The 19,400-nt window shown below is 40.4% G+C and carries 12 protein-coding genes and 1 pseudogene; 3 read left to right on the top strand and 10 right to left on the bottom strand.

Annotation, left to right across the window (positions count from 1 at the left end):
* Positions 1–106 precede the first annotated feature (106 nt).
* Positions 107–877 (bottom strand): energy transducer TonB, encoded by a 771-nt coding sequence (locus tag GM552_RS00565; RefSeq protein ID WP_196424809.1) that lies wholly within the window; start codon positions 875–877, stop codon positions 107–109.
* A gap of 161 nt (positions 878–1,038) precedes the next feature.
* Between GM552_RS00565 and GM552_RS00560 the strand changes: the two genes are divergently transcribed.
* Both GM552_RS00560 and GM552_RS00555 read left to right on the top strand, forming a co-directional pair.
* Positions 1,039–1,488, top strand: coding sequence for a DUF2946 family protein (locus tag GM552_RS00560; RefSeq protein WP_196424070.1), 450 nt, complete (start codon positions 1,039–1,041; stop codon positions 1,486–1,488).
* Positions 1,489–1,562: 74 nt separating this feature from the next.
* Positions 1,563–3,770: a TonB-dependent receptor gene (locus GM552_RS00555; protein ID WP_155564815.1), complete on the top strand. Its 2,208-nt coding sequence runs from the start codon at positions 1,563–1,565 to the stop codon at positions 3,768–3,770.
* Here GM552_RS00555 and GM552_RS00550 read toward each other — a convergent pair whose 3' ends face one another.
* The 9 genes and pseudogenes from GM552_RS00550 to tkt form a co-directional block, all read right to left on the bottom strand.
* Positions 3,771–4,313 carry a gluconokinase gene (locus tag GM552_RS00550; RefSeq protein ID WP_155564814.1) on the bottom strand — a complete coding sequence of 181 codons (543 nt, stop codon included), beginning with the start codon at positions 4,311–4,313 and terminating at the stop codon, positions 3,771–3,773.
* A 12-nt stretch (positions 4,314–4,325) separates the two neighbouring features.
* A complete protein-coding gene (gene rpiA, locus GM552_RS00545) occupies positions 4,326–5,024 on the bottom strand; it encodes a ribose-5-phosphate isomerase RpiA (protein WP_110439287.1) in 699 nt (232 codons plus the stop codon).
* A 41-nt stretch (positions 5,025–5,065) separates the two neighbouring features.
* Positions 5,066–5,818, bottom strand: a complete 753-nt coding sequence (pgl, locus tag GM552_RS00540) for a 6-phosphogluconolactonase (RefSeq protein WP_155564813.1) — start codon at positions 5,816–5,818, stop codon at positions 5,066–5,068.
* A 105-nt stretch (positions 5,819–5,923) separates the two neighbouring features.
* Positions 5,924–6,741, bottom strand: a pseudogene (locus tag GM552_RS08905) (Cof-type HAD-IIB family hydrolase).
* A gap of 187 nt (positions 6,742–6,928) precedes the next feature.
* Positions 6,929–10,504, bottom strand: coding sequence for a pyruvate:ferredoxin (flavodoxin) oxidoreductase (gene nifJ, locus GM552_RS00525; RefSeq protein WP_230882713.1), 3,576 nt, complete (start codon positions 10,502–10,504; stop codon positions 6,929–6,931).
* 49 nt (positions 10,505–10,553) lie between these two features.
* Positions 10,554–12,182, bottom strand: a complete 1,629-nt coding sequence (locus GM552_RS00520) for an NAD(P)-binding protein (RefSeq protein WP_155564810.1) — start codon at positions 12,180–12,182, stop codon at positions 10,554–10,556.
* Positions 12,183–12,439: 257 nt separating this feature from the next.
* Positions 12,440–13,423 (bottom strand): phosphogluconate dehydrogenase (NAD(+)-dependent, decarboxylating), encoded by a 984-nt coding sequence (gene gnd, locus GM552_RS00515; protein ID WP_155564809.1) that lies wholly within the window; start codon positions 13,421–13,423, stop codon positions 12,440–12,442.
* A 72-nt stretch (positions 13,424–13,495) separates the two neighbouring features.
* Complete coding sequence (locus GM552_RS00510; RefSeq protein ID WP_155564808.1) at positions 13,496–16,336, bottom strand: bifunctional transaldolase/phosoglucose isomerase; 2,841 nt, start codon at positions 16,334–16,336, stop codon at positions 13,496–13,498.
* Between the two features lie 70 nt (positions 16,337–16,406).
* Positions 16,407–18,461, bottom strand: a complete 2,055-nt coding sequence (tkt, locus tag GM552_RS00505) for a transketolase (protein WP_155564807.1) — start codon at positions 18,459–18,461, stop codon at positions 16,407–16,409.
* Between the two features lie 392 nt (positions 18,462–18,853).
* On the opposite strand from tkt, the gene GM552_RS00500 reads away from it, so the two are divergent.
* The gene (locus tag GM552_RS00500; RefSeq protein WP_155564806.1) at positions 18,854–19,387 is read left to right on the top strand and encodes an ankyrin repeat domain-containing protein; all 534 of its coding nucleotides are present in this window, start codon (positions 18,854–18,856) and stop codon (positions 19,385–19,387) included.
* Positions 19,388–19,400: the final 13 nt, after the last annotated feature.

Below are 19,400 nucleotides of genomic sequence, written 5' to 3'. Positions count from 1 at the left end.
AATAAAATGGCAATAATCAAATAAACTATATAATATAAAAACATATATATCGGCTGAACCGATCATAAATATTATTCAATTATACATGAATACTACTTATATATTTTTAGTTGTGTCTTAACTCAAAATGAACCGTGGTTGTTGTCTGAACAAGCGTATCATTATCTTTCAGTGCACTGCATTTTATTTGTTGGACTGCCTCGATTGCAGCCCGATCCAAATCAACAAAACCACTTGTCTCAACAATTTTTACCTGACCAACCTGTCCATTTGACAAAATTTGCAATGCAACCTTTGCAACACCCTGTTCATGTCTTCTACGGGCAGCCAAGGGATAAGTGCTTTTTGGTGATGAGCAGCGTTGCAATGGAAAATTGTGGCTAACTAAAGGTATTGATGATTTGGCTTTTTGTTCCATTCCCCTATCCTGCCTTTTCTGCTGTCCCATTGCTGATTGAGCAGCCATTTTATTTTTGGAAATGTTGCGATTACTCGATTGATCCTGAATGGTTGGCACTGAAATTTTTTGCAATGCGTTCATGGCCGGCAAAGCATTGACAGGACTTCTGGCCACGGGGATGGTTACTGCCTTCAGATCATCCGTTTTATTTTCTGCAATTGCATCCAATGAGGAAAGAGATTTCATCCCTTCTTGAAATTGAACCACAACCATTGAAGAGAGTGGGAAAACTTCTTTCTTTACATGTAAACAAAAAAACATTAGCAGGAAAACAATTATATTAAATAGAACAGCAACCGTACAGGCAAGCTCTATCCCTACTGAATTGACATGTTCAGAAAAAACCAACGTCCTTTTTGGAAATGATGATAAAATCGTTTTCTGATTCAGAGAAGGACAGATAGGTTCCTGTTTCATAATCCTTGATGCCATATTTGCTCAAATATATTAGAGGTAAAGAGCCTTTATTCTATTCTATCTATAAAACAAAACATTCGAATACTAAAAAGAAATTTGACTTTGTCCATAATTTTAATCAAATAAATAATGATGATCTTCAATACTTGACCAAGGCATTAATGATTTTATCCTCTACAACAAATATATGGGTAAAAAAAAATAAAGATTCTTATCCTGTATCTTTATATTCTGTTATTATTGTCCTGTTTCTGTTTATAAGTCATTTAATTCTTTTACCTTTTACATTTACCTCGCTTTGGCATTGTCCAATGATGCAAAATCAGCATGCATCCATGTCAATGACGATGTGTGACACTGCCACTTTCTCCCACTCTAAGATAAGCAAGAAAACGGATCAACACTCCCAACACAATCAACAACATCATGGAATCTTTGTTTGTCCCCTCTGTAATGGATTGGCTGTTCCAAGCCCCTTGTTAAATTTATTACTTATCTTTCCCCAATTGACAATTATTCATCTTTTTTTGAAGCGCAAGGTTTATCAGGCTCAACCTCCCCCGATATTACCCTTGAATACGCAGCTACCCCGTGCACCACCCCTTTATTAACACTGATAGTTCTAATGGTCATACAGATATTATGACCAAATTATTCCTTTGTCATTATTATATCAGGTTAATCTATGTCTTATCGATGGCATTGTACATGTAAATTTTACCTTTTTTTATTATTATGTTCTCTTTACCCCTATAATGGAAAAGCACAAAAAAACATTACACAAAATAAAACCTCTCTTTCAAGAACCAATACCACTGCACCAGTTCCAGAAATACATATTGAATCAGAAGACATCCCAGACTTTTCCACAAATCCACCCAATTCAATTTTTTTAAAAAAGGATAAATTAAAGGATATTGTGAATAACAGTCCAAACCCAATGGATCTTTTCAAAAATCAAATGGGTATCAGCCAATATGGTGCGGGTCGTATTGCCTCTTTACCCGTAATTAACGGAATGGCGGATGATCGGGTGGCCACGTTCATTGATGGTATGCGTATCAATGGGGATTGTCCAAACCATATGAATCCTGCCATTTCCTATCTTAATCCCCATGATGTTGCAACAGCCAAAATCATGGCCGGTATCACACCCGTAAGTATGGGAGGGGACAGCCTGGCCGGATCAATTGATATCCAACGAAAAGATCCTCTTTTTGCAGAAAAAAACAAAAAAATTCTCATCAAAGGAGAAGTCTCAAGCTTTTATCATAGTAATGGTTCAGGCGTAGGAACGGCAGGAAACATTACTGTTGCCAATAAACATTTAAGTCTCCGCTATAACGGGTCATGGTCTCAATCCCGCAATTATCATGCAGGCAGCGGAGGTGGAAAAGTGTATTCTTCTGCTTATAAAACATTCAATCATGATGTGACCCTAGGTTATAAAAAGGATAACCATTTATTCTCTTTGACCTATGGACAATCTGACACACCCTATGAAGGTTTTCCCAATCAATATATGGATATGACCAATAATCGCTCCATTTTTGTCAATGGAAAATATAAGGGTGACTTCGATTGGGGAACAATTGAAGCAAGAGGCTATTGGCAACGTGTCACCCATGCCATGAATATGCTCAGCAATAAAGGCGGCCATTCCGCCACGAAAGGAATGCCCATGAACATTGATGGTCGTACAGCTGGATATAATGTTAAGGCAACGGTATTCATAGATAATCATAACACGTTACGGATTGGCAGCTCTTTCGATCATTCAGGTTTAAATGACTGGTGGCCCCCCCTACAAAAAAACATGATGATGGGACCTCATACCTATCACAATATCAATAATGGCCATCGGGATCGATTGGGAAATTTTGCTGAATGGGAAGCCCAATGGACCCCAAAAGTCACAACCATTCTCGGTTTTCGAAATGATCTGGTCATGATGAATACAGGGAGAATATCTGGATACCAGGGCATCAATGGAATGAATGCCGAGGAACGGAAAGCCATTCATAATTTCAATACTGCAAACCGTGGCCATACCGATACCAATTTTGATGTTACAGCCATGGCACGATGGACAGTCAATAAATCCTTTACCTGGGAAGGTGGGTATGCCCGGAAAAGCCGTTCTCCAAATTTATATGAACGTTATACATGGGGCACATCTCCAATGGCCATGCGCATGATTGGCTGGTTTGGTGATGGAAATGGTTATATCGGCAATCTCAACCTCAAACCGGAAGTAGGCAATACCGTCAGCACAACCTTTGACTTTCACGATCCACACCAGGATATATGGGAGGTCAAGGTTCAACCCTTCTATACCTATATTCACCATTACATCAACGTTAATTACCTTGGGAGTATGCGAACACGTCAAAATACAACTGTCTCAAAATTGCAGTTTGACAATCATAACGCCCAAATCTATGGAATTAACACAGCTGAATCCTATAAATTATGGAACAATAAGAAATATGGTCAAGGCATATTGAAAGGAAATATCAACTGGGTTATGGGTCAAGATCGAACCAATCACAACAGCCTTTATCACATGATGCCATTAAATGGAACGTTAAGCCTTAATGAATATTTTGGTCCATGGGCTGGCAGGATCGAGGCAAATTTCGTCAATACAAAAAGTCAGATTGACCCTATGCGTCGTGAACCGAAAACACCTGGGTATGTTTTGTTCAATATCGGGGGGAGTTATACATGGCGTATGCTTCGCCTAGACGCAAGCATAGAAAATATTGCCAACAAAAAATATTATCTTCCTTTGGGGGGAATGTCCTTAGGGGATTTAATCACAACAAACGAATTGCGTGCCCTGCCTGGTCTGGGTCGTTCTTTTAATATCGCCCTGACTGCCAGCTTTTAACTAAAGTTGCTGTAATTTTATTAGTGTATCTCGAATAACCGTTTCAAGCGGATGGGACATGTCAATTTCTATATGAGGTTCATCCACCTGGAGCGGTTCAAAGCTTTTCAGCTGTGTATCCAGTAAACTTGCGGGCATAAAATGCCCTTCACGTTTTTCAATACGATGAAGGAGAACATCATATGGAACTTTTAAATTTACAAAATAGAAAGGTTTCCCAATGCCCTTGCGCAAAAAATCACGATAGGATCTTTTTAGGGCAGAACATGTTAACACCCCTTTCCCACCATGTTCTTCCGCACATGCCTCCAACCATGCATGACATTTTTCCAGCCATGGCCAACGATCGCTATCTGTTAGGGGTTTGCCTTCTGACATTTTCTGGATATTATGTTGTGAATGAAAAGAGTCCCCTTCCTGAAAAGGCCAGTCAAGATACTGATCCAAACCTTTTGCCAATGTCGTTTTTCCACATCCCGAAACACCCATTATCACCAATAAACAAGGCCTAATCTGTACATTATCATTCGTGGACAAAGACATTGATGTGTTCCTTTACTTATATAAATGCTGAATCCCGTTATAGCCCGCGACTAAAGCTTCATCCGTACAATTAATAAATAAACCGCTTTCGATAACCCCAGCAATCGAAATGATATCTTTCTCTAGTCGCACAGGATCGTCAATAATTCCAAAATCACAATCGAGAATCATGTTCCCACCATCCGTCAGGAAAAAATCAGGATGATCATTCTTGACCCGAACTTTTATTGATGCTCCAATTTTTTCCAAATGTTTCATTGTGGCTTCCCAACCGAAAGGGGTAACCTCAACTGGAACAGGTGTATGCTCACCAAGCTTATCGACTAATTTACGTTCATCAACGACTATAACAAATTTTTTGGCTGCATAGCGAACAATTTTTTCTCGTAATAAAGCGCCACCCAACCCCTTAATTAACTGTAATCCTTGATGCGTAACCTCATCTGCCCCATCAATGGCAATATCCAATTCTGGACATTCCCCCAATGTTGTCAGTTCAATTCCGTAAGATTCGGCCAGCTTGGCCGACGCAATCGAGGAAGGCACACCTTCAAAACGCAAACCTTCCTCTTGCCACCGCTTGCCTAAAGATCGGATAACACATGCCGCGGTACTCCCACTTCCCAATCCAACTTTCATCCCTTGCGAAACTAATGAAGCCCCTATTTTTCCAAGCTGCTCTTTATATTTAACGATTTGTTGTGCATCCATCTCTATCTAGTATTCTTTCGTTATCCAATTACCGACCGCTTTTATTCACCACCGGCCGCTTTATCCAAAATCCAGTGAACCTCTCCTTCCGTTTCAATTTTTGAAGAAGGATATATTGCATTCTCTTCCCTTACCTCACGGAAAATCTTAACCTTGTTTTCTCCACTCACTACAAATATAACCAAACGGCTGGAAGCAATTGCTGGATAGGTCAATGTCATTCTTCTATGAGGGGCGTCTTTTGGTTGACACCAAGAAACCCACTTCTGTTTTTCCTCCAAAACAGCTGTATCAGGAAAAAGTGAAGCCGTATGACCATCTGTTCCCAGTCCCAATAAAACGATATCAAATAAGGGTTCCCCATTCTTCAATACCCTTGATCCATATTCGTGCTGTAAATTTTCTTCATATAATCGCGCAGCTTTTTCCACATCTTCTAAAACAGGCATCGGATGAACATTCCTAAATGGAATATTCACATGATTAAGCAAAGCCTCGGTAACCATACGAAAATTGCTGGCTTCATCCGTATAGGGCACCATTCTTTCATCACCGAAAAACAGATGCAACCGTTCCCAAGGCAATCGATGACTGTAAGTTTCTCCCCCTAATAATTCATATAATTTTTTAGGTGTGGATCCTCCTGATAACGCTATCCTGAAAACCGCATCCTTTTTTTCCTCAATCTGGTGCAAAATGATATCAGCCAGGTAATTAGCCTGTGCATTTGCATCGGGTAAGACAAGAACATATCCGGTTTTCGCATTATGCCCTTTTTCCATATTGTCTGTCATAGATAACTCGTTCTTTATAATTTTTATGTACCCCTTCCCGGGATTCAACAATTCAGGTTACAAAATTAATCCATTATTTCACAACTTAAAATATTTTCATTTAAATTAAAGTAAAAATTGATTAACAGCATAAGCCCATCCATTTTCCTCATTCGTACGTGCAATATGATGAGCATATTGTTTTACCCTTTGACTTGATTGTCCCATAACAATCGGCATTCCTGCAATTTTCAGCATCGGAATATCATTATCCATATCCCCTATACAGGCCGTTTTACTTAACGGAATTTTAAGTAATTCCGCTATTTTCTGAGCTGCAAATCCTTTATTTGCCTTTAAATGAGAGATATCCAGATAATTTTTTGAAGAATGAACTGCGGAAACTTCCGGCCATGACGTCGTTTTATCTGTTGTGCTAGATTATCAAGTAAAACAGTATCCTGGGAAATACCCATGATTTTTATTGTATCCGTTACATGATCTTGAATGTTTTGAATAATTTTCGGCTGCAATTGCAAGGCTTTTTGTTCATGCTCCACAAAGGCGCTTTCAGTAGTAAATACAAACCATTCAAGACTACTATAAAGCCATATTTCAATTTTATGCTTCTGGAGCATATTGCATATATCGAGAATCAGGACAGGATTCATGCAAATTCTGGAAAAGATATTTCCTTTTACATCAAGAATTTCTCCGCCATTCAATGCGGCAAAAGGCAACTCTATTTTCAATTGCTCCAAATACAAACGCATACCCAAGGCAGGCCTGCTACTTACCAGGGACAATCCAATCCCTGCCTGTTTCATTTTATGAACAGCATGAATGGTTTCATTTGTGACAATTTTATTGTTTGGTATCAATGTTCCATCAATATCCGAAATTAACAACCGAATTGCTGGAGTTGTTTTATTCAAGATTGACACTTTCCAACTGTATTAAAATGTTTTAAAACCATCCAAAAAGCCATTTTTGATTTTCTAATAATCAATTGGAAAAATATTATATTCACAAATTGATAAAAATATGACGATATATAATTGTCAAAATATAAAAACACCCCTTGACCACAATCGTCAAGGAGTGTCATCAATCACATATTTTAATTTAGTCTCAATGTTTTAATCCCAATACAACAGGATTGACTTCATCCGTTTCAATTGATGCCAGGGCCTCATATTGTTTATAACGACGGTCAATTGCCTTTTGTGCATTTTCCATAATTTCCTCGGCATCATTCGGACGTATCCGTTTTAGATTCCGATATCTGATTTCATTACCCGCATATTCTTTTAAAGCAATACGTGGTCTGGCTGAATCCAGTTGGAAAGGATTTTTACCAATTTTCCGCATCATAGGATCAAAACGGAATAATGGCCAATAACCGGATGCTGTCGCCAATTTTTGTTGGGTCAATCCATGGCGCATATCTATTCCCTGTCCAATGCAGTGGCTGTAGGCAATGATCAACGATGGCCCATCATAAGCTTCGGCCTGGCGAAATGCTTTTAGGGTATGTTGCGGATTGGAACCCAGGGCAACCTGGGCAACATAGACATTATCATATGTCATGGCCATTAACGCCAAATCTTTACGAATTGTTTCTTTTCCCTTTGATGCAAATTTGGCAATTGATCCGAACGGTGTCGCCTTTGAGGCCTGACCTCCTGTATTGGAATACATCTCTGTATCCAGCACGAGGATATTGACATTTTCACCTGACGCTAAAACATGATCCAAACCACCATAACCAATGTCATAGGCCCAACCATCTCCACCAACAATCCAGATACTGCGACGGATAAAGTAATCAGCCAATGCCAATAAACGTTTTGCATCATCACTGTTAAGCCGAGCTAAACGTGTCTTCAGCATTTTTACCCGTGAACGTTGGGCCTGAATTTCAGATTCTTCTTTCTGTGATGAATTCAAAATCGCATCAGCCAGATCCGTACCGACCTCTTCCCTCAATCGCTTCAATAAATGACCGGCCACTTCTAGCTGTTTGTCAACAGCAATCCTAAAACCCAATCCAAATTCGGCATTATCTTCAAACAAAGAATTGGACCAGGCTGGGCCCTGTCCTTCTCCATTTACAGACCAGGGCGTTACAGGCAGATTGCCACCATAGATTGATGAACAACCAGTCGCGTTGGCAACTTGCAAGCGATCTCCAAACAACTGGGTCAATAATTTCAGGTAAGGCGTTTCCCCACATCCGGCACAGGCACCAGAAAACTGAAATAAAGGTTCCAGAAACTGCACACCCCGTACATTCGAAAAATTAACTTTGCTACGATCATCAACCGGTAAAGTTTCAAAAAACAAAATATTCCTTTTTTCTCTTTCAAGCAGGGATTCCTTTGCTGTCATATTGATTGCCCTGGTTTCGGGCTCAATAGGACTTTTCGCTGGACATACATCAACACACAAAGTACACCCTGTGCAATCCTCCACGTAAAATTGCAAAGTATAATTAATATTTGGATATCCCCTAACTTTTAAAGGTGCCGTCTTAAATCCCTCTGGTGCTTTTTCCAGATAACGATCATGGTAAGTTTTGGAACGTATCACACTATGTGGACAAACATAGCTGCACTGACCACATTGCACGCACAAATCCTCTCGCCATTCAGGAACAAAATCCGAAACGTTACGTTTTTCATAAACGGCTGTTCCAGAAGGAAAAGTTCCATCGGCCGGGATCAAGCTTACTGGAATTTGATCCCCCTTGCCCGCAAACATAGGAGCAATAACCTTATGAACAAACTCTGGTGCATCTGCTGGAATAGGACATTCAAGATCGATATTGCTTGATACACGGTCTGGAACCTTTACTTGCTGTAAGCTATCGCAGGCTGCATCAACAGCCCTGTAATTTTGCTGTACAACATCCTCACCTTTTACAAGATAGGTTTTCCTGATCGAATGTTTGATATATTCAATCGCTTTATCCCTTGGAAGAATATCCGAAATTACAAAAAAACAGGTTTGCAAAATCGTATTGGTACGCATACCCAACCCAACTTCCTGGGCAACTTTTGAAGCATTAACAACGTAAAATCTTAATTTCTTTTCAATAATACGCTGTTGTACCAAACGTGGTAAATGTTGCCAAACTTCATCTGCATTATAATGCGCATTCAGCAGAAAAACTCCACCTTCCACCACATGTTCAAGAATATCCTGACGATAAAGGAAATGAAAATGATGACACCCGACAAAATCGGCACGTTGAACCAGATAGGCCGCCTTGATCGGAATTTTACCAAAACGTAAATGGGACACGGTCTGCGCACCGGATTTATGAGAATCATAAACAAAATACCCTTGTGCATATTCCCCTGCATCCTCAGCAATAATTTTCACGCTATTTTTGTTGGCCCCAACAGTTCCATCCGCACTCAATCCAAAAAACATGGCGCGTTTAATTTGATCACTATCAATTGTAAAGGATGAATCATAAATTAAACTGTTATGGGTTAAATCATCCTGGATACCGACTGTAAAACCATGTCGAGGATTCTCTGTCTTTAACTCATCAAATACGGCCTTGACCATTGCAGGGGTGAAATCCTTGGATGAAAGACCATACCTACCACCGATAATCAAGGGCAAATCCCTTCTTTTCCCCCTTGAGACAGCCTCGGCCAAAGTCGCCATCACATCTAAATATAAAGGTTCCCCCAACGCACCTGATTCTTTTGTGCGATCCATAACTGCAATTCGTTTGACTGAAGTAGGCAGGAATTCGAGAAATTTTTCTGAAGGAAAAGGACGATAGAGACGAATTTTTAAAACACCAACAGATTCCCCCTGTTTTATGAGGGCTTCAGCTGTATTGTCAGCAGTTTCGGCAGCGGATCCCATCAATACGATAACATATTCTGCCCGAGAATCCCCAACATATTCAATCAGATCATGGTAACGCCCTGTTAAATCCCCTAAACGCTTTACGTATTTTTCAACAAGTTTGATAACCCGGTTGTAATATGGATTAACCGCTTCACGTGCCTGGAAAAATGTGTCAGGATTATGAGCCGTTCCTCTAATAAAGGGTTTTTCGGGATTTAGGGCCCGTTCACGATGTGCAATGACAAATTCATCATCGATCATTTTAGCCATAATCTCATCAGATATGATATCCAATGTGTTTAATTCATGAGACGTACGAAAACCATCAAAAAAATGAATGAAAGGTACACGTGCCTCCAATGTAACAGCATGCATAATCAAGGCCAAATCATGGGCTTCCTGGACTGATGCAGAACAGCACATGCCAAAACCTGTCATTCTGCTTGCCATGACATCAGAATGATCCCCGAAAATTGACAGGGCAGAAGTTGCAACAGAACGTGCTGCCACATGAAAAACCGTCGAGGTCAATTCACCAGCGATCTTGAACATGTTTGGCAACATCAACAACAATCCCTGTGATGCCGTAAAGGTTGTTGTTAACGCCCCTGTTTGTAAAGAGCCATGTACTGCTCCTGCAGCACCACCCTCACTTTGCATTTCCTGAACAAGGGGAATATTTCCCCAAATATTTTTAATTCCCTTTGCCGCCCATTCATCAATATGCTCAGCCATCGGGGATGAGGGCGTAATCGGAAATATGGCACAAACCTCATTAACACGATAAGCAATATGGGCAACTGCAGTATTGGCGTCCATTATTGTATTAGTCATCTATAACCATCCTCTCTTGAGACGTTATCTGCATGTAATATTAATATATTTAGATATTTTCAGCTGTCATATCAATTGCTTGGCATGGACAGGATTCAAAACAGACCGCACATCCCGTGCAACGATCCATATCCAGTAAATACCCTTTTCCCACTCCGGCTTTGGTTAAAGCATCCTCTGGACAAGCTGCCAGACAGTTATCACACTCATAGCAATTTCCACAGGAAAGACAGCGTTTGGCTTCATACAGAGCTTCCTTTTCATTAAAACCGATTAATGTTTCCGTAAATCCAACACGCTTTTCAACAGGCAATTCCTTTTGTAGGATCTGAGGTGTATCCTCCAATAAGGGAAGATGTAAATCCGTATAATAGGTAATCGGATTTTTTGGGGATACAATAAAGGGTTTATTATCCAGCCAAGCATTAATGAACCGAGCAGCCTTTTTACCAGAACCCACAGCATTCGTGATACTTCGAGGACCGTCAATAGCATCCCCGCCCGCAAATATGCCAGAAACCCCAGTCATCATCTGGGCATCAATAACCAGAGTCCCCTTTGAATCAAATTCTATTCCTTCAATATTTTGCAAAAAATGATTATCAGGTTGCTGTCCCAATGCCATAATAACGGTATCCATCTGTATTTCCTCCATCTCCTCGGATGGTTCCGGACGAGCATCCTGGCCAATGATCATTTTCCGTAAAATTGACCTGTCTTTAAAAACAGAATCAATTGTCCTCATACATTTAAATTGAGTACCTTCTGCCTCTGCATCCTTAATCTCAAATTGATGCGCCTCCATATGCGAACGATCCCAAAAGAAAATAACCGTTACTTTTTGCGCCCCTGCACGAAAGGCTGTTCGAGCGGCATCCATCGCTGTATTTCCGGCTCCATAGACCAAAACGTTTTTACCGATTTTTGGATTTTTCCCAGCACTGACATCACCCAAAAACTCTATGGCTGACAAAAGATGCGCTTCCTTATCAATTGGAATATTTAACAAACTTGGTTTTGTAGCCCCTATTGCCAAAAAGACCGCATCAAACCGTTCCTCCTGCTTTTCTTTCAATAAGTCCCTCACTGGATCATTACATCTGATCTTGACCCCCATCTGTTCAATCCGATAAATATCAAGCTTTAGAATATCTCTCGGTAAACGATAAGCGGGAATGCCATAACGCATCATGCCTCCAGGTTCAGGAAAAGCCTCACGTATTACAACTTCATGCCCCATACGACACAAATGATAAGCTGCAGATAACCCCCCAGGTCCAGCTCCAACAATTAAAATACGTTTACGATTAGGATTATCCGCAACGGAAACTTGCCATCCCCGGTCATTAGCCATATCCCCCAAAAACCGTTCAACAGCGTGAATGGTGACAGATCCATCCAATTCTTTACGATTACATGAACCTTCACATGGATGATAACATGCCCGCCCGTGAACTGCAGGCATGGGATTATTATCAAGAATATGTTCCCAAGCCTCTCTAAACTTTCCCTCTTGAGCAAGGGAAAGCCACCCTTGTATATCCTCACCGGCGGGACAAGCATAATTACATGGTGGTAAATGGCGATTATAAACAGGATATAATTTCCTTACCGGCCCACCAAACTGTTGTTGAGTCATATCAATGACCGGACTCATATCGTGATGTTTTGTTCCCATTAGATGATACCCTTAAATTATATCTTGTAGATTTTTATAATCTTTATGAAAAACCATTATGCTTATGTATGTTGTTAGAAAATTATTATGTCATAAACCATTCAATAGCGAATTTTGTTTAACGTAATGTTAGTAAAATAAATTTGATTTATTTCACTAACTCCATATATTCCTTATATATTTTGTATAAAATTTATAAAAAAAAAGCCTTAATCCTCACGATTAAGGCCTTTTCCAATAAAATTAGAAAATTTATATTATTTCTTTTCTACATGGCCACCAAAACCAAAACGCATTGCTGACAACATCTTTTCGCCAAACGTATTTCCTGAACGGGAACGAAAACGGGTGAATAAAGCGGAAGTTATAACGGGGGCAGGAACAGCCTCTTCAATTGCGGCTTCAATGGTCCAGCGCCCTTCTCCCGTATCTGCAACATCACCTTTAAAACCTGCAAGAGTACCATCCTTTGCAAGCGCATCCGCACATAAATCCAACAACCACGACGGAATAACGCTGCCACGACGCCATACTTCTGCAATATCTGCCATATTCAAATCAAAACGTTCATCTTCGGGTAAACGATCTGATCCTTTGGTACGCATGATATCAAACCCTTCTGCATAGGCCTGCATCATACCGTATTCAATACCGTTATGAACCATTTTGACAAAATGTCCAGAACCTGCGGGACCACAATGAAGATAACCTTTTTCCGCACGGGGATTCAAATTGGCATTACGTCCCTTTGTACGTGGAATATCGCCCATTCCAGGAGCCAAAGAGTCCAAAATCGGATCAATATGGTCAACAGCTTCCTTACTGCCACCATACATCATGCAATATCCACGTTCCAGGCCCCAAACGCCACCGGAAGTTCCAACATCAACATAGTGAATACCTTTTGCTTCCAGCATTTTTGCACGACGTATGTCATCTTTATAGAACGTGTTTCCACCGTCAATAACGATATCCCCTTTATTTAACATATCTCCAAGACTTTTGATTGCCTGTTCTGTCACTGCACCACAAGGCAGCATAATCCAAACAATTTTTGGGGAAGGCAATGCTTCTACCAAAGATTTCAAATCATCGACAATGGTACTTTTAGGAGCTTGATTATGAATTTCCTCACTTTTGCTGCGCGTACGATTTAACAGAACAACTTCATGACCATGACGAGCCAAACGAATTGCCATGTTACCACCCATTCTGCCCAAGCCATACATACCTAGTTTCATAGTTAATTTCTCCATTTTCATCACAATAAGTTTATATCTTGCGGTAATCGTAAGATATAAACGTTGATTAATCTACAGAATATTTAAAATTGATTGGCTTAATTTATCCAATCCAACTTTCATATCCCCTTTTACATGAATACGGATAACCCTTCTATCCCGTTCCGATAATACGTCGAAATCACCACGAGCTTGTGCTTCCTTTACAATTCCAAATGTGTATTTTTCACCGGGAACAGGCAAATCATGATCATCATCGGCAGTGATCTGTAAAAATACACCACTATTGGGTCCACCCTTATAAGCCTGTCCAGTTGAATGCAAAAACCGGGGACCGAATTCAGCCGCTGTTGCAACCTTTTTCTTGTCTCTTATAGCCAGACGTAATTTCTGGATCCACTCCCGTGTTGCCAAATCACGTTCAATATAGGCCAAAACAGCAACATAATTCCCTGCAGCAATTTCATTGAAAAAGTTTTTCAAGGCTTCGGAGATTGTGGAAAGACCTTTTAATTTTGCAATTTCAACCTTACCTGCATAAAGATCAAACCCTTGCTCTTGAACGATTGGGGTAATAGCGGGAAGAGATCCTTTTTCATTATAAGCAGTTGTAATTTTCTTGGTTTCAATCTTACTGGCTTCAACATCGGGTTGATCAAAAGGATTAATTCCAATGAAGGCACCCGCCACAGCGGTTGCAAATTCTGTTTGGAAAAAAGTCTGAACAATCTGTGCTTTATCATGTAGATTTATTGTCACAACAGGCTGTTGAGCCGCTTTTAATTCAGCAATTGCTTTTTCCTGTTGAGGATCAATCTTATTCTCCAACCGTAAATAGATAAATAGACGATCCTTTCCATAGACAGATGGTACAGTCAAGGTTTCCTCATCTATAGGAATGATTCCTTTACCAACCTTACCCGTTGATTCTGCCAAAAGTTGCTCAAGCCATGAACCTAAGGAGCCAATATCAGGTGAGGCTATGATTGTAAATTTATCCCGTTTGAATTCAGCAACACCAACCCCGAAAATTGTCCCGAGTTGAACTCCCGGATTTTGTGCCGGTGGAGATCCTGCAGAACAGGCTTTTTCCATTCGTTGGGCCGAATACAGGATTTCCTGTAAAGGCAATCCCGCCGCGGCTGCGGGAACAATTCCAAAATTAGATAAAACGGAATAACGCCCACCGATTGATTTCAAGCCGTAAAAGATTTTCCAGAAACCATCCTGCTTGGCCACATCTTCCATATGGGAACCCGGATCAGTGACCGCAACAAAATGCTGTCCCACTTTGTCACCCAGCACCTTTTTGGCTTCATTGAAAAAATACGCCTTAAGAATATTAGGCTCCAGAGTGCTGCCTGATTTCGAAGAAACAATAAACAGGGTTGTCGCAATTGTCACTTTCTGCTGGAAGCTGTGCACTTGCTGTGGATCAGTGCTATCCAGGACATGAAGACGCGGAAAACCAGCCTGATGTCCAAAAACCTCTCCCAGAACTTCAGGACCAAGACTTGATCCGCCCATACCTAGTAAAAGGATATCGGTAAAACCTCTATTCCTGACTTCTTTTTGGAATTCCTCCAGTTCAGCAAGATTTTCAACCTGTTGATCAACAATATCAAGCCAACCGAGCCATTTATTCTCATCCTTTCCCGTCCAGACAGAAGATTCACGATCCCACAGTTTGCGGACTGTGCCATTCTTACGCCATTTATCCAGACCAGTTTTTACAGCGGTTTCATAATCTGAGGGTAAATCAGACTGCAAATGAGTTAGCTTATTCCCCTGTAATATCATCTGCTTTTCACCAACAGAACCCAATAATTGATCAAAAGCGTCGGCAAATGAATTAACACCGTCTTCCAACAACTGATCCGTAACTTTTTTTAAATCAAGGTTCAAATGTTCAGCCTCAGCCAGAATCTTTTTAGCTTCATCAATATTTTGTTCCAGGGTGTCAGCCACAGTACCATGATCTCTAAAAGCATCCATGGTGGCAGGTGGAATTGTATTGACAGTATCCCTACCAATCAGTTGATCAACATAAATAGTGTCTGGAAATGTCTTATCCTTGCAACTTGTACTGGCCCATAATAAACGTTGGGGTTTCGCTCCTGCAGCCTCAAGTTTTTTCCATCGGTCACTTTGCATCACTTCAAGATAATGCTGATAAGCAAGTTTTGCATTTGCAATGGCAACCTTGCCACGAATAGCTTTTAATGCACCGCTTTCCTTATCCCCTGCGGCGATCCTTTGATCAATTTGCTTATCAATGGCCGTATCAATACGACTAATAAAGAAAGAGGCCACACTGGCAATATGCGCAATATGATGACCCTTGGTAAGATGCGCTTCAAGCCCCTTGATATACGCTTCAAGAACCTGTTTGTACATATCCAAGGAAAATAGTAAAGTTACATTAACATTGATTCCCTCGGCAATGGCCCCTTCAATAGCGGCAATACAAGGTGCTGTTGCTGGAATCTTGATCATAAGATTCTTTTCAGCAACCCTTTTCCATAATCGGCGTGCGTCTTCCAATGTTGCATGCCCGTCCATAGCGATATATGGAGAAACCTCCAAACTGACATATCCATCCAGCCCATGGGTTTTTTCCCATACAGGATACAATACTGAACAGGCCGCACGGATATCATCAATCGCCATTGTTTCATATAAGGTAACAACATCGGTGATTCCCGAAGAAATCAGTTGTTTAAATTGTTCATCGTAGTCAGTGCCATGCCCCATTGCCTTTTCAAAAATTGAAGGGTTGGAAGTAACGCCCTTTAATCCATCTTCATCAACCAGTTTTTTTAACCCACCGCTTTGTGTAAATGAACGCTGGATAAAATCTAGCCAAGGTGATTGTTTATACTTTTCTAATTTAATGAGAGGGTTTTCAACCATTTCTATTTCTTTCCTTAAATATGCTGCGACAAAAAATCCTTCTTAATAAATTAAGAAGGATTCACAACATTTACCTTGTCAATTGTTCCTGTGCCGCTTGTAAAACAGCTTCAAGAGTAAACCCGAATTTTTTCTGTAGATCACTATAGGGAGCAGAGGCACCAAAACCACGCATAGCGATGATTGCACCGTTTGTTCCAGCATAACGATCCCATCCAATGGGAGATCCCTGTTCAACCGCGACACGTGCTGTTATATCAGGAGGCAAAACCTGATCACGATAAGACTTGGACTGTTCTTCAAAAAGTTCCCATGAGGGCATTGAAACAACCCGAATCTTTTTTCCGGATTTTGTTAAAACCTGATAAGCTTCCATAATCAAACCAACCTCGCTTCCTGTCGCCATGAGAATCAAGTCTGGCTTACCTTCACAATCCGCAATAACATAAGCACCCTTTTTAAGCCCTTCTGCCGAAGCATATTGATGGCGGTCAATTGTTGGCAAATTCTGACGACTTAATGCCAGAATGACTGGTTTAGAATTTTCCTGCATCGCATATTTCCATGCCTCGACAACCTCGTTTGCATCGGCGGGACGAAAAACAACAAGATTAGGCGTTGCCCTAAAGTGAACCAACTGCTCAACTGGCTGATGTGTCGGACCGTCCTCACCAACCCCGATACTATCATGCGTAAAAATATATATGACCGGCAAATGCATCAATGCAGACAAACGGATGGGATTTTTCATATAGTCAGAAAAAATGAAAAATCCTGCGGCATACGAACGCAAACCGCTTAAGGCCATTCCGTTGACAATTGCCCCCATGGCATGTTCACGAACGCCAAAATGAAAATTCCGTCCATCATATGTACCGCCATAAGCAGGATTCTGAAAAACCCCGGCCCCTTCAAAATCCAGATTGCTTTTATTAGAGGGGGCAAGATCTGCAGATCCACCGATTAACCAGGGCACATTCTTCGCAATGGCATTCAATACCTTTCCTGAGCTGGCCCGCGATGCAACCCCTTTGGCATCAGGCGCAAAAATTGGAATATCCTTGTCCCATCCCTTTGGTAGGCGATGATTTAAAATATCCTCGATCTCTTGACCCAACTCGGGATATTTTACCTTATAATCCGCAAACAGCGTATGCCATTTTTGATAGGCTGCAGCCCCTCTTTTACCAATATTGGCTTTAAAATGATCCATTACACCATCAGGGACAAAGAAATCTTTGTCTTCAGGCAAACCAAGATTCTTTTTGGTCGCTTTAACTTCTTCCACCCCAAGCGGTTCACCATGCGCTACTGATTTTCCCGCTTTATTAGGAGACCCATACCCGATAACACTATCAATGACGATGAAACTTGGCATGTCTTTATTTTGACGCGCTTGATTAATCTTATTTTGGAAATCATCGATATCGTTACCATCTTTCACATGATAGATTTTCCATCCTGCAGCTTCAAAACGTTTTTCAACATTTTCTGTAAAGGCAATATTGATATTGCCCTCGATCGTAATACGGTTCCGATCATATACCCAGATAAGGTTACCTAACTTCAAATGTCCTGCAAGAGAGGCCGCCTCATAGGAAATCCCCTCCATAAGATCACCATCACCGCAAAAAGCATAGACATAATAATCGAACAATGGAAATTCTGGTCGATTATAACGTGCAGCAAACCATTCCTGGGCAATCGCCATCCCCACAGACGTTGCAATCCCTTGAGCTAAAGGTCCTGTTGTGGTTTCAATTCCGGTGGTATGCAAATACTCTGGATGACCGGGCGTTTTTGAATTGAGCTGTCTGAATTGACTTAAATCTTCAAGGGTTAAGGCTGGTTTGTTTTCCACTTTACCTTGACGTGTCACTTCCTTAATACCGCTTAAATGAATCATGGCATATAAAAGGGAACAGGCATGACCACCTGACAAAACAAAACGATCGCGGGCCGGCCACAATGGATTCGCAGGATCATAATTTAAAATATTATTCCATAAGGCATATGTCGCGGGTGCCAAGTCAAGCGGCGTACCTGGATGACCAGAGTTAGCTTTCTGCACTTGATCAATTGCAAGTCCACGAATGGTATTAATACATACCTTATCCATATTCATTCAAGTCTCTCCATCAAACAACTTTTAAAATAACTTCGTTAATCATAAATTTAATCGTTTTTTTTAAATCAATTTATATCACCCAATAAAAAAGGAAAAAAAATCGATTGTTCAAATTACAAAAATTTTATCCTACAAAGCTATCAATTAACTTAAGATCGAATTGTTAATATTCCGATAAATTCTGACCCCTGCCAAATGTTCAATTAATAAAACATTTTATCTGTAATCAATTTTATCGATTATATTAAATTATATTAAAATCATACACTTTTATAAAACTTTCTCCTATAAAAGAAATCTTATTTTTCTTGATCTTTCTTTTTTATACGCGGCACTATAAAATAAAAACCAGATTTTTGTTCATTAACTCTCAATAATATGGCAATACCATGACGGTTTCATCTTCTCTTGATTCTAGTTCTTCCCCCGAATTCACTTCACAGGAAATAGAAACGCTTTATTTCAATTCTGCTAGAGAAGGTTCACTTCCTTTGCTTGAAGAATTCATCGCCGCGGGTATGAATATCAATCATCAGAATGAAAAAGGCTATACTCCTCTCATCTTAACCACCTACAATAATCATCATGATGCAACGGCTTTCCTATTAAAAAGCGGGGCAAATCCTAATCTGCAGGATAAAACAGGTGCAACGGCTTTAATGGGCGTAGCTTTCAAAGATCATGTTGAAATGGCCAATCTTTTAATTAAGGCTGGTGCCTCAGTTGATATTCCCAATAATCTAGGACGCACACCTTTGATGTTTGCAATCCTTTTTAACCGAAACGACATGACTGAAATTTTATTAAAAGCCGGGGCGAACCCTCTGCACGCCGATGGGGAAGGCATTACACCCTTAAAACTTGCAGAACAACAAGGAAATAAACATCTAATATACTTACTTGAAAACTATCAAAACATTTAAATTTCATAATTTT

It is taken from the genome of Commensalibacter sp. ESL0382 (assembly GCF_009725775.1).
GTDB lineage: Bacteria > Pseudomonadota > Alphaproteobacteria > Acetobacterales > Acetobacteraceae > Commensalibacter > Commensalibacter melissae.
Note: the sequence above shows the minus strand (reverse complement) of the source record. Positions and strands in the feature narration are given on the sequence as shown.